The 12,038-nt window shown below is 72.1% G+C and carries 9 protein-coding genes; 5 read left to right on the plus strand and 4 right to left on the minus strand.

Translation table 11 applies throughout. From position 1 onward, the window contains the following. Positions 1-9 precede the first annotated feature (9 nt). From ACFV2J_RS24575 to ACFV2J_RS24585, 3 genes are all read right to left on the minus strand, one after another. Positions 10-2,463 (minus strand): FAD-dependent oxidoreductase, encoded by a 2,454-nt coding sequence (locus tag ACFV2J_RS24575; RefSeq protein ID WP_385084369.1) that lies wholly within the window; start codon positions 2,461-2,463, stop codon positions 10-12. 173 nt (positions 2,464-2,636) lie between these two features. Next, positions 2,637-3,722, minus strand: coding sequence for an S-(hydroxymethyl)mycothiol dehydrogenase (locus ACFV2J_RS24580; RefSeq protein WP_385084367.1), 1,086 nt, complete (start codon positions 3,720-3,722; stop codon positions 2,637-2,639). A gap of 336 nt (positions 3,723-4,058) precedes the next feature. Continuing rightward, positions 4,059-4,880, minus strand: coding sequence for an IclR family transcriptional regulator (locus tag ACFV2J_RS24585; protein WP_385084365.1), 822 nt, complete (start codon positions 4,878-4,880; stop codon positions 4,059-4,061). A gap of 214 nt (positions 4,881-5,094) precedes the next feature. Between ACFV2J_RS24585 and ACFV2J_RS24590 the strand changes: the two genes are divergently transcribed. Further along, positions 5,095-5,415 (plus strand): bifunctional 3-phenylpropionate/cinnamic acid dioxygenase ferredoxin subunit, encoded by a 321-nt coding sequence (locus ACFV2J_RS24590; protein WP_385084363.1) that lies wholly within the window; start codon positions 5,095-5,097, stop codon positions 5,413-5,415. Next, on the plus strand, positions 5,412-6,671 hold the full coding sequence (locus ACFV2J_RS24595; RefSeq protein ID WP_385084361.1) for an NAD(P)/FAD-dependent oxidoreductase: 1,260 nt from the start codon (positions 5,412-5,414) through the stop codon (positions 6,669-6,671). The genes ACFV2J_RS24590 and ACFV2J_RS24595 overlap by 4 nt, the downstream gene beginning before the upstream one ends. 322 nt (positions 6,672-6,993) lie before the next feature. On the opposite strand, the gene ACFV2J_RS24600 is transcribed toward ACFV2J_RS24595, so the two are convergent. Continuing rightward, positions 6,994-7,479 (minus strand): hypothetical protein, encoded by a 486-nt coding sequence (locus ACFV2J_RS24600; RefSeq protein WP_385084359.1) that lies wholly within the window; start codon positions 7,477-7,479, stop codon positions 6,994-6,996. A gap of 815 nt (positions 7,480-8,294) precedes the next feature. Between ACFV2J_RS24600 and ACFV2J_RS24605 the strand changes: the two genes are divergently transcribed. Genes ACFV2J_RS24605 through ACFV2J_RS24615 form a run of 3 tightly spaced genes read left to right on the plus strand, consistent with a single transcriptional unit; the run spans position 8,295 to position 12,037 of the window. Next, the gene (locus tag ACFV2J_RS24605) at positions 8,295-11,195 is read left to right on the plus strand and encodes a nitrate- and nitrite sensing domain-containing protein (RefSeq protein ID WP_385084357.1); all 2,901 of its coding nucleotides are present in this window, start codon (positions 8,295-8,297) and stop codon (positions 11,193-11,195) included. Continuing rightward, on the plus strand, positions 11,192-11,632 hold the full coding sequence (locus ACFV2J_RS24610; RefSeq protein ID WP_385084355.1) for a roadblock/LC7 domain-containing protein: 441 nt from the start codon (positions 11,192-11,194) through the stop codon (positions 11,630-11,632). The genes ACFV2J_RS24605 and ACFV2J_RS24610 overlap by 4 nt, the downstream gene beginning before the upstream one ends. 9 nt (positions 11,633-11,641) lie before the next feature. Continuing rightward, positions 11,642-12,037, plus strand: a complete 396-nt coding sequence (locus ACFV2J_RS24615; protein ID WP_385084353.1) for a DUF742 domain-containing protein — start codon at positions 11,642-11,644, stop codon at positions 12,035-12,037. Position 12,038 lies beyond the last annotated feature (1 nt).

The following is a 12,038-nucleotide window of genomic DNA, read 5'->3' on the forward strand; positions in this document are numbered from 1 at the left end:
GCGGGCTTCTCAGCGGCGGATGCGGGTCATCTTCGGGTCGAAGAGCGGTTCGTCGGCGACGGTGGCCGGGATCTTCTCGCCGAAGTACTCGATGTGCACGCCCGTGCCGGCGGCGAGCACCGGCAGCCAGGCGTAGGCGACACAACGGCCCAGCGTGTAGCCGTACGAGGCGCTGGTCACGTACCCCGCCGGGGCGCCCTCGACGTGGACGGGCTCCTTGCCGAGCACGACGGACGCCGGGTCGTCCAGGAGCAGGGGGGTCAGCCTGCGGGCCGGCGCCGCCGCCGCGAGGCCCTGCAACGCCTCCTGGCCGACGAAACCGTCCTTGTCCATACGGACCGCGAAGCCGACGCCCGCCTCGAACGGGTTGTGCTCGTCGGTCATGTCGGTGCCCCAGGCGCGGTAACCCTTCTCCAGCCGGAGACTGTTGAAGGCCGACCGGCCGGCCGCGACCACGCCGAGCGGCCGGCCCGCCTCCCACAGGGTGTCCCAGAGCCTGAGCCCCAGATCGGCGGTGGTGTACAGCTCCCAGCCCAGCTCACCCACGTACGACAGGCGCATCGCGGTCACCGGGACGTGCCCCAGGTACGTCTCCTTCGCGCGGAAGTAGCCGAAGCCCTCGTGCGAGAAGTCGTCGCGGGTCAGCGGCTGGACGAGGTCCCTGGCGAGCGGGCCCCAGACACCGACGCAGCAGGTGCCGGAGGTGATGTCCCGGATGTGCACGTCGTCGGGGGCGTGCCGGGCCAGCCAGTCCAGGTCGGCGGGGGAGTTGGCGCCCACCTGGAAGCGGGCGGGGGCGAGCCGCGCGACGGTGAGGTCGGAGCGAATGCCGCCCGTCCCGTCGAGGAGCAGGGTGTAGGTGATCGCGCCGGGCTTCTTGCGGAGGTTGTTGCTGGTCATGCGCTGGAGGAAGTCGAGGGCACCGGCGCCGGTGACTTCGAGACGGCGCAGCGGGGTCATGTCGTACAGCGCGACCCCTTCGCGCGTCGCCTTCGCCTCGGCCGCCGCGATCGGCGACCAGAAACGCGACGACCAGGCGTCCCGCTCCGGGAGCTCCAGGCCCTCCAGCAGCGGGGCGTTCGCCTCGTACCAGTGCGGGCGCTCCCAGCCGCCGCCCTCGAGGAAGTACGCGCCGAGCTCCCGTTGCCTCGCGTGGAACGGGCTGACCCGCAGGGGACGGGGTTCCTCCATCGGCTGGAGCGGGTGCAGGACGTCGTACACCTCGACGAACTGCCGCGCACCGCGCTCACGGACGTACGACGGTGAGCGCTGCGCGTCCTCGAAGCGTGTGAGGTCGCATTCGTGCAGGTCGAGGGAGGCGCGACCGTCGACCATCCACTCGGCGACGGCCTTCGCCACCCCCGCGGAGTGGGTGACCCAGACGGCCTCGGCCAGCCAGAAGCCGCGCAGCGCGCGCGACTCGCCGAGCACGGGCATGCCGTCCGGGGTGAAGGAGAAGACGCCGTTGAAGCCCTCCTCGATCTCCGTGTCGCGCAGGGCGGGCAGCAGCCGGCGGCAGTCCTCCCAGCTCGGCGCCCAGTCCTCCTCGGTGAACGGGTACGAGGACGGCATCGGCATGTCGTGCGCGCGCGCCTCGTCGTAGCGGAGGACGGCGAACGGGTCGACCGGCAGCGGCCGGTGGGCGTAGCTGCCGATACCGAGGCGGTCGGTGTGCTCGCGGAAGTAGAGGTCGCGGTCCTGGAAACGGAGGATGGGCCTCGACGCCTCGGCGGTGGCGCCGGCCAGCTCGGGAAGCCGCCTGGTCTTCGCGTACTGGTGGGCGAGCGGCTGCAGGGGTACGTCGACCCCGGCCATCCGTCCGATCACCGGTCCCCAGAATCCGGCCGCCGAGACGACGTGGTCGGCGGGGAAAATGCCGCGGTCGGTGACGACGGCGGTGACCCTGCCCTCCGCCCGCTCGATGCCGACGACCGTGTGCCGGTCCAGGAAGCGCGCGCCTCGCGCGGTGGCACGCTCGGTCTGGGCGCGGGCCGCGAGCAGTGCGCGGGCCAGACCGTCGTCGGGGGTGTGGAAGCCCCCGAGCACCGCCGACCGGTCGATGAGCGGCCACAGTTCCCGGCAGCGCGCCGCACTGACGATCTCGCCGCGGACACCCCAGGCGGCGGCGTAACCGGCCCTGCGGTGCAGGTCGGCGAGGCGCTGGGGTGTGGTCGCGAGCTCCAGGCCGCCGACCTGGTCGAAACACGGCACGCCGTCGACGCCGAGGGAGGAGAACTTCTCCACGGTGTAGCGGGCGAACGCGGTGAGGGTCCTGGACGGGCTGGTCTGGAACACCAGGCCCGGCGCGTGCGAGGTGGAGCCGCCCGGGGCGGACAGCGGCCCCTGTTCGAGAACGGTGACGTCGGTCCAGCCGCGGGCGGTCAGCTCGTCGGCGAGGGAGCAGCCGACGATGCCGGCGCCGATGACGACGACACGGGGACGGGTGGTGGGTGTGCTGGACATGCCCCTCCTTGCCGGGGTGGGGAACGAACGCGCTGGGGGTGCGGGCCGGGGCGCCCTGATGGAGCGGGCGCGTGGACCAGGGGCGGGCGTGGCCTAGGCGGCGGGTGCGGGCCGGCCACGGGAGAGGCGGCGGGTCGTGCCGTCCGGTGCGAGGACCTCGGTGGTCCCGGCGTTCACAGGACCACCACCGAGCGCAGCACATCACCGCGCCGCATCTTCGCGAACGCCTCCTCCACCTGGTCGAGCGCGATGGTCTCGGAGACGAACGCGTTGAGGTCCAGCAGGCCGTACAGGTACTGGTCGATGAGGTACGGGAAGTCCCGGCTCGGCAGACAGTCCCCGTACCAGGACGACTTGAGCGCGCCGCCGCGGGAGAACAGGTCGATCAGCGGAAGGTCGATCCTCATCTCCGGGTCGGGGACGCCCACCTGGACGAGCACACCGGCGTGGTCGCGCATGTAGAACGCCTGTCTGTACGTCTCCGGGAGGCCCACCGCGTCGATGGCGATGTCGACTCCGAAACCGTCCGTGAGGGCCCGCACGGCCTCGACCGGGTCCGTGCCGCGCGAGTTCACCGTGTGGGTCGCGCCGAACTTCTCCGCCTGGTCGAGCTTCTTGTCGTCGATGTCGACCGCGATGACCTTCATGGCGCCGTTGAGACAGGCGCCGGCGATCGCCGCGTTGCCGACACCGCCGCACCCGATGACGGCGACGGTGTCACCGCGGCCCACGTTGCCGGTGTTGACCGCGGCTCCGTATCCGGCCATCACGCCGCAGCCGATCAGGCCCGCCGCCTCCGGGCGGGCGGCCGGGTCGACCTTCACCGCCTGCCCGGCCGCCACCAGGGTCTTCTCGGCGAAGGCACCGATACCGAGGGCGTTGCTGAGCGGAGTGCCGTCGAGGAGTGTCAGGGGCTGGGCGGCGTTGCGGGAGTCGAAGCAGTACCAGGGGCGGCCACGGCGACAGGAGCGACAGGTTCCGCAGGGTGCCCGCCAGGCGAGGACGACGTAGTCGCCGGGGACGAGGTCGGTGACGCCCTCTCCGACCGCCTCGATCGTGCCGGCCGCCTCATGGCCGAGCAGGAAGGGGAAGTCGTCGGTGATCGCGCCCTCCCGGTAGTGCAGATCCGTGTGGCAGACACCGCAGGCCTGGACGTCGACGAGCACCTCACCGGGGCCCGGGTCGGGGACGACGACGGTCCGCACCTCGACCGGTGCGCCCTTCTTGACAGCGACTACGGCACGGACCTCGTGTGGCACGACAAGCTCCTCTGCTGTTGCGCATTGCACTATGGGTTGCGCGATGAGGAACATCTTGAGAACGCCGTCAGCGAGCCGTCAAGAGGTGGGAGTTAACCCTTGGCAAAAGGAACGGGGTGCCCGAAACCTGACGGACACACAGGGCGGCGGGGCCCGGGATCATCCCGGTCCCCGCGTCGTGCGGAGGCGACGGATCCGCACGATTCCGCCACGGCGCGAACCCTCGTCGGATGCGCGTGCGACCCTGCCGCGCAAGGGGTGAACGCCGGGCTCGGCCCTCGCCCCGGCGCGGGTGACCCCGGCGTCGCGGCGGTCCCGCCGGCGCCCCGGCGGCTCTCAGAAGCCGTACCCCATGCGCCGTGACAACTCGGCCCCCGCCGCCACCGTCCGCTTGGACAGCTCCGGCAGCCGGTCGACGTTCAGCCGGTAGACCGGCCCCGACACGCTGATCGCCGCGATCACCTTGCCGTCGTGGGCGCGGACCGGCGCGGCCACGGCGGTGAGGCCGAGCTCCAACTCCTCGACGGTGACGCCGTAGCCCTGTTCGATCACGGCGTCCAGCTCGGCGCGCAGGGTGGAGGGACCCGTGATCGTGCGCTCCGTGAAGCGCGGCAGCGGCCTCGCGAGCAGGCCTTCGCGCAGTGTGGGCGGCATGTGCGCGAGCAGCACCTTCCCACTGGAGGTGGCGTGCAACGGGGTGCGCCTGCCCAGCCAGTTCTGCGCGGTGACCGACGCGGTGCCGCGGGCCTGCATGATGTTGACCGCCGCGTCGTCGTCCAGGACCGCGATGTTGACCGTCTCGCCCAGCTCGTCGGCGAGTTCGCGGCAGACCGGGACGCCCTCCTGGGAGATGTCCAGGCGCACCGCCGCCGCTCCCGCCAGCCGCAGTACGGCGGCCCCCAGGTAGTACTTCCCGCGGTCCTTTGCCTGGGCCACCAGGCCGCGGTTCTCCAGGACGCCGAGGAGGCGGAAGGCCGTGGACTTGTGCACGTCCAGCTCCTCGGCGATCTCGGTGACACCGGCCTCGCCGAGCCGGGCGAGGATCTCCAGCACGCTCACGGCGCGGTCCACCGACTGGACGGCGCTGCCCGCGCCCCTGCCGTTCCGCTTCTCGGGAAGACCCTCGGAGTGCTCGGCCTGCTTCTGCGTGCGGGTCATAGCTCGACTCTCACCACCTGGCAGCCCGGTTTGGGCCGCATCTGCGGGAAGCCCTTGACGTGACGGGACCCCCGCGCGGATTCTGTTGCGCATAGCGCTCCCTCGTGCGCCATGCGAAACATCATGTTACCGAAGCGTCCGGAACCGGAAAGGTGTCCGGACCACCTGGACCAGGAGGTCCCGGACGGAGAGTCCCGGACCGAGAGGGGGGCCCATGATTCCCGTCTGCCGCCTTGCCGACCTCCCCGCGGGCGCGTCCGTCCGTGTCGACATCACGCCGCCCGTCGCCGTGTTCAACGCCGACGGCCGGCTCTACGCCGTCGACGACACCTGCACCCACCAGGACGCCTCCCTCTCGGAGGGCTGGCTGGAAGGCTGCCTGGTGGAGTGCCCCCTGCACGCCGCCTCCTTCGATCTCCGTACGGGGCAGCCGACATGCCTTCCGGCACGGCGTCCCGTCCGCACCCACCGCGTCACCGTCGACGACGGAATCATCCACGTCCACCTGGCCGCGGAGGAGGGCACCGCCGCATGAGGACCGTGACCGTCGTCGGTGCCTCGCTCTCCGGTCTCTACGCCGCCCGGGAACTCCGGGCCCAGGGCTTCGACGGCCGCCTGGTGATCGTCGGCGACGAGACCCACGCCCCGTACGACCGTCCGCCGCTGTCCAAGGACTTCCTCACCGGCCGCGCCGACGAGACCCGACTCGCCCTGACCGACGCCGAGGAGACCGCCGGACTCGACGCCGAGTGGCTGCTCGGCGTACGCGCCCGCGCTCTCGACGCCCGCGGCCGCACCGTCCTCCTCAACGACGGCCGTACCGTCCCCACGGACGGCGTGGTCATCGCCACCGGCGCCTCGGCCCGCCGTCTTCCAGGAGACGGCCTCACCGGTGTGCACACCCTGCGCACCCTCGACGACGCCCGCGCCCTGCGCGAGGAACTCGTCCACGGAGCGCGCCGCGTCGTCGTCATCGGCGGTGGTTTCATCGGCGCCGAGACCGCGTCCTCCTGTGCCGGGCTCGGTCACGACGTCACCGTCGTCGAGGCCGCCCCGCTGCCTCTCGTCCTCCCTCTCGGTCCTGAAATGGCCGCCGTGTGCGCCGCGTTGCACCGGCGCGGCGGCGTGGAGCTGGTGACCGGTGTCGGCGTCGCCGCGCTGCGGGGGAGCGGGACCACCCCGAGCCGGGGCCGCGCCGCGACCGGTTCGGGGCGCGCCCAGGACGGCCCGGCCGGTCCCGCCGTCACCGGTGTGGAGCTCTCCGACGGCCGGATCCTGCCTGCCGACGTCGTGATCGTCGGTATCGGAGCCACCCCCAACACCGCCTGGCTGGCCGGTTCCACCCTCGCCCTGGGCGACGGCGTCCTGTGCAACGACGGATGCGTCACCGGGCTGCCCCAAGTGGTCGCCGTCGGCGACGTCGCCCGCGTCGGGGGCACCCGGGCCGAGCACTGGACCTCCGCCACGGAACAACCGCGCGTCGCGGTGGGCAACCTGCTCGCCGGACGCACCGTCGGGACCGTACGCTCCCTGCCCTACTTCTGGTCCGATCAGTACGGCGCGCGCATCCAGTTCGCGGGGCTCCGGCAGAAGGCGGACACCGTCCGGATCGCCGAGGGCACCGTCGAGGACGGCGCACCGGGCGAGGACGGTCTCCTCGCCCTGTACGAACGCGACGGCCGCACGACCGCCGTGCTCTCCGTCGACCGCCCGCGCCCGTTCATGAGGGCTCGGCGTCAACTGGCCCACGAGCAGGGCCCGGTGGAGCCGGCCGCCGTCACGAACCCCTGACGGGTGTCCGAGCGATGAACCGACGGTGACCCGGACGGCGATCCGACAGCGACCCCATGCACGCGGGACGGGGGCGGTCCGATGGCCCGGGCCCGGAACGGCGTCCGGGACCCGGTCCTCGAGAGCGTGAGACCCCGGAGTGCGGCGTCGGCAGACGTGACCTCGGGACGCGGACGTCAGAGGTGCCGCCGACGCCGATCCCGGGGAGCCGACCTCAGAGATTCAGGGATTCAGAGATCTCGGAGATGCCGGGCTCCGGGCCCGAACCCCAGGCCCCGACCCCCAGTCCCCGAACTCCAGGCCCGGACCCCAGGCTTCGAACTCACGGGTGCGACAACCGCCCGGCGCCGCCCCGCCGCTGTATCCGCTCCTGCGCCCGCTCCGTCGAACGGGCCTGCCGGCGTGCCCGGCGCCGCTCGCGCCGCAGGGCACGGGCGGTGCTGCTCGGCTCCGACACCACGCCGTTCCGCTGGTTCCACACCTGCCGGGTGACCCAGACATCGAGGACGGCCCAGGTCGCCACGACCGTGCTGGCCACGCTGCTGAGGACCATGGGGAAGGCCAGCCAGGAATCCGCCATCGTGGACAGGAAGGCGGTCACCGCCTGGATCAGTGTCACGGCGATGATGATGACCGCCCGTACAGCCGCCGTCCTCACCGGGTCGGGCAGCCGCCGACGACGCGCCGGCTCCTCGATCCACAACGGCCGGTAGTACTCCTGCACTTCGTGCGCGGCGACACCCCGGCCCGCCGCACCGCGACCGCTCGCCGCGCCCCGCGCACCGGCGGCCACTCCCGTCCCCTCCATGTGCCCGTGTCCGTCGGCTGCGCCACCGGGCCTGCCCGCGTGCCCGTGCTCACGGGGCGCCGTGGCAGGGCCGCGCCCTGCGTGTCCATTCCCGACGGTGGTGCGGGTCCCACCGTCCCGGGCGGCGGCCTGCCGTCCGATCAGGGGGTCCTGCTCCTGACGTGTGGTACCCCGCCCGCCCGGCCGCTCGGCCGTGGCAACTCTCGGTCCGCTCACTTCGCGGGATCCGTCCGTCGCCGCGTGCCCCCCATCCACTCGATCGCGCCCGTCCACCGGGCTGTCCCGATCCGATGCCTGTGCGGTTCCGCGCTCCGCCACCGGTGCCGCAACACCGCTCCCGGACGCCCCGTGCCGCTCCGCCGTGCCCATCAACTCGTCACTCCCCACCGCCCAGCAGCCCCCTCGCACACGTGCCGTACGACACCTGCTCCCCAGTGGCTGCCCGGCTTGCGCTGCTTTACGCCGCCTGGACGCGCAATGCGGCCCCTGTGGCCGATTCCGCCCCCATCTCCCGTACAGAAAGACGAACGGAGTGCCCCGAAGATTCCCCGCCGGGGAAAAAATCCGGCCAACTGACCAAGTCCATCGGTCCGATGCGATGCGCTCACACGTACGGGAATCCGGGAGGCAATCTCACCCAATGGACGGACAACTACCCATCTCCGGTTCCCGGAAGCGCGTGGATTCCGTGACCTTCACCTCGGGCGGCCGCCCGGACAGCCCTTCGAGTTACCTGTGAGTCAGTAGTAGGCTCACGCCGTTTGTTGACGCACAGGTGTGCCCCCGGGCCGGAGGGGGCCGAGCTGGGGGAGGCCATGCGCTTTCGCGGGAAGTCCATCCGCCGGAAGATCGTGGCGCTGCTCCTGGTGCCGCTCCTCTCCCTGACGGGTATCTGGGCCTTCGCGACGGTCATCACCGGGCGCGAGGCGAACCAGTTGTTCCACGTGTCCGACGTGGTCGAGAAGATCGGCTATCCCACCGAGGACGCCGTCGGTGTCCTCCAGCAGGAACGCCGCCAGACACTCGTCTATCTCGCCGATCCCCGTGCGTCCGAGGCGCTGACCGCGCTGCGGCACAGCCGGACCGTCACCGACCGGGCCGTGGCGAAGGTCAGGGCGAACGCCAAGAGCGACGGCATGGCCGAGGAGATGGGCGCGGGCACCGACGAGCGCCTCACCATCATGCTGGACGCCCTCGACGGCATCGACTCGCTGCGCCGCAGCGTCGAGGAGGGCACCGTCAACCGGGCCCAGGCCCTCGACCTCTACAACCGTCTCGTCGACCCCTGCTACACGCTGGTCTCCAACCTCCACCTGGTCGACAACGTGGAGATGGACAAGCAGGGCCGCGCCCTCGTCAACATCGACATCGCCCGCGAACTGCTCTCCCGCGAGGACGCCCTCCTCGGGTCCGCACTGGTCGCGGGGCGCGTCACCGGGGACGAGATCCGCGACATCTCCGATCTCGTCGCCCAGCGCACGCTGCTCTACGACGTCAGCCTGCCGCTGCTGCCCGACGCGGAGAGCGAGCGCTACGAGAGCTACTGGAAGAACGCCGACACGGCGCCCCTGCGCGTTGCCGAGCAAGCAGTCGTCACCTCCCCGGCAGGTTCGCCCCACGGTGTCACGGCGAAGAGCTGGGACCGCGCCGCCGGGCATGTGCTCGACGAACTCGGCGACCTCGACGACGCGGCGGCCGACAGCTACCACGACCGGGTCCGGCCCGTGGCCACGGGAGTCATCGTCAAGGCCGCCATCGCGGGCGTCCTCGGACTCGTAGCCGTGCTGGTCTCGCTCGTCATGTCCGTCCGCATCGGCCGCAGCCTCATCCGTGACCTGGGCCGACTGCGCCTGGAGGCCCACGAGGTCTCCGGCGTCCGGCTGCCCAGCGTGATGCGCCGGCTCTCCGCGGGCGAGAAGGTCGACGTCGAGACCGAAGCGCCGCGCCTGGAGTACGACAGGAACGAGATCGGCGAGGTCGGCCAGGCCCTCAACACCCTCCAGCGCGCCGCTGTCGAGGCCGCCGTCAAGCAGTCCGAACTGCGCGACGGCGTCTCCGAGGTCTTCGTCAACCTCGCCCGCCGCAGTCAGGTACTGCTCCACAAACAGCTCACCCTGCTCGACACCATGGAGCGCAGGACCGAGGACACCGACGAACTCGCCGACCTGTTCCGCCTGGACCACCTGACCACGCGCATGCGCCGGCACGCCGAGGGGCTGGTCATCCTCTCCGGCGCCGCCCCCTCCCGGCAGTGGCGCAAGCCCGTCCAGCTCATGGACATCGTCCGCGCCGCCGTCGCCGAGGTCGAGGACTACGAGCGCATCGAGGTACGCCGGCTGCCCCGCGTCGCCGTCACCGGGCCGGCGGTGGCCGACATCACTCACCTCGTGGCCGAACTCCTGGAGAACGCCACGGTGTTCTCGCCCCCGCACACGGCCGTGCAGGTCATCGGCGAGCGCGTCGCCAACGGCTTCACCCTGGAGATCCACGACCGCGGTCTCGGCATGGCGGCCGAAGCACTCCTCGACGCCAATCTGCGGCTCGCCGAGACCCCCGAGTTCGAGCTCTCCGACACCGACCGGCTCGGTCTCTTCGTCGTCAGCAGGCTCGCCCAGCGGCAGAACGTCCGCGTCTCCCTCCAGCCGTCCCCGTACGGCGGCACGACCGCCATCGTCTTCCTTCCCGACGCGCTCCTCACGGACGACGTGCCGGACACCAACGGCATCGGCTTCCGACTGGACCGTGCGCTGCCCTCGAAGGAGGGCAAGGTCGAGGCGGACCGCAAGGCGGCGCTGTCCGAGGTCCCGGTACGCCTCCCCGGTCTGCCCGCCTCGATCCTGGACGGGCCGGTCGAACTGGAGGCGCCGGTGGAGCTCGACGCCCTCGGCGGATTCCCGGACGCCCTCGGCGAGGACGCCGAACAGGAGGGTCTGTTCGGGCCACGGCGCTCCCTCGCCGGCGGACCGGTCGAGCACCACCAGCCGGCCCCCGAGGGGCAGGACGAGACGGCCCGCTCCGGTGGGGACCGTCCGGACGCTCCGGTACCGCTGCCGCGACGCAGGTCCCCCAAACTCGTCAGCTCGCACGGCCGTCCCGTCACCCGGACACGGTCCCGGCGCGGTGAGACGGACGAGCGGACCGCCGAGGCTTCGGAGCCGGCCAAGCGTCTGGAACCGGTCGAACCGCTCGGTCTCGCGAGCGTCGCCGAGCGCGAGAGCGCGAAGCCGTCGGCCGTGCGGCGTGCCGAACGCACCGACACCGCCGCGCGCCGCAACGGTGAACGCGCCGAGGGCGCCACCACCCGCTCCGGCCTGCCGGCCCCCCGGTCCGAGACGCCCGCCCCCGGCCAGGCGTCCCCCGGCCTCCCGAGGCGCACCCGTCGCCCTGCCCCGCCGCAGACCACGGCCGGGACCGGGACCGGCCCGAGCCCCGACACCACGGCCGAAGGGGCGGAACCGGGTTCGGGCCCCCTGCCCCGGCGTGTCCGACAGACCCATCTGGCCCCGCAGTTGAAGGACGGCCTCGATCGGCGCGGCGAGCGCGAGGGGGCCGTCGCCCACCGCGGCCCGGACCCCGCCGATCGTGACGCCGAAGAGGTACGCAACCGGATGGCCTCGCTCCAGCGCGGCTGGCGGCGTGGCCGCGAGGAGAACGCCGTGGGCGACCAGGCCCAGGACGGCACAGCACCAGGAACCACGGAGGGGGACGGACGATGACAGCGCCGAAGACGACAGGGCCCATCGGGACGGGCACGGCGTCGGGAGAGCTGAACTGGCTCCTCGACGATCTGGTGGACCGCGTCGCCAGTATCCGCAAGGCGATCGTGCTCTCCGGCGACGGCCTGCCCACCGGGGCGTCCAAGGACCTGACCCGGGAGGACAGCGAGCACCTGGCCGCCGTCGCCTCCGGCTTCCACAGCCTGGCCAAGGGGGTCGGGCGGCACTTCGAGGCGGGCGGCGTCCGGCAGACCGTCGTCGAGCTGGAGAACGCCTTCCTCTTCGTCACGGCCGCAGGCGACGGCAGCTGCCTCGCCGTGTTCTCGGACGCCGACTCCGACGTGGGCCAGGTCGCCTACGAGATGACACTCCTGGTGAAGCGGGTCGGCGCACATCTGGCCGCCGCTCCACGCACCGATCTGCCCTTGGGCGGGTAGTGGGATGGCATGAGCGGAGACGGACAGGGAACAAGCCACTGGTTCGACGACGACGCCGGACCGGTGGTCCGGCCCTATGCCATGACACGCGGCCGCACCACCAGCCCGGCCCAGCATCGCCTCGACCTGATCGCCGTGGTCGTCGCCCAGGCCCACGCCGACGACCCCGAAGCCGACCACAGCCTGTCCCCGGAACACGTGGACATAGTCGAACTCTGCCGCGACACGCCCCAGTCGGTCGCCGAACTCGCCGCCGGGCTCGACCTCCCCATCGGAGTGGTACGCGTCCTGATCGGCGACCTCGTGCACGAGGAAATGGTCCGTGTGACACGTCCGGTGCCCCCTGCCGAGCTGCCGGACGAGAGTATTCTGCGCGACGTGATCAACGGCCTCCGGGCGCTCTGAG

This window comes from Streptomyces sp. NPDC059668 (assembly GCF_042734135.1).
In the GTDB taxonomy this organism is placed as follows: domain Bacteria; phylum Actinomycetota; class Actinomycetes; order Streptomycetales; family Streptomycetaceae; genus Streptomyces.

Coding starts and splice junctions, on each gene's coding strand:
- ACFV2J_RS24575 (WP_385084369.1), bottom strand. CDS start 2,463: ATGTCCAGCACACCCACCACCCGTCCCCGTGTCGTCGTCATCGGCGCC.
- ACFV2J_RS24585 (WP_385084365.1), bottom strand. CDS start 4,880: ATGACCCGCACGCAGAAGCAGGCCGAGCACTCCGAGGGTCTTCCCGAG.
- ACFV2J_RS24590 (WP_385084363.1), top strand. CDS start 5,095: ATGATTCCCGTCTGCCGCCTTGCCGACCTCCCCGCGGGCGCGTCCGTC.
- ACFV2J_RS24595 (WP_385084361.1), top strand. CDS start 5,412: ATGAGGACCGTGACCGTCGTCGGTGCCTCGCTCTCCGGTCTCTACGCC.
- ACFV2J_RS24600 (WP_385084359.1), bottom strand. CDS start 7,479: ATGGAGGGGACGGGAGTGGCCGCCGGTGCGCGGGGCGCGGCGAGCGGT.
- ACFV2J_RS24605 (WP_385084357.1), top strand. CDS start 8,295: ATGCGCTTTCGCGGGAAGTCCATCCGCCGGAAGATCGTGGCGCTGCTC.
- ACFV2J_RS24610 (WP_385084355.1), top strand. CDS start 11,192: ATGACAGCGCCGAAGACGACAGGGCCCATCGGGACGGGCACGGCGTCG.
- ACFV2J_RS24615 (WP_385084353.1), top strand. CDS start 11,642: ATGAGCGGAGACGGACAGGGAACAAGCCACTGGTTCGACGACGACGCC.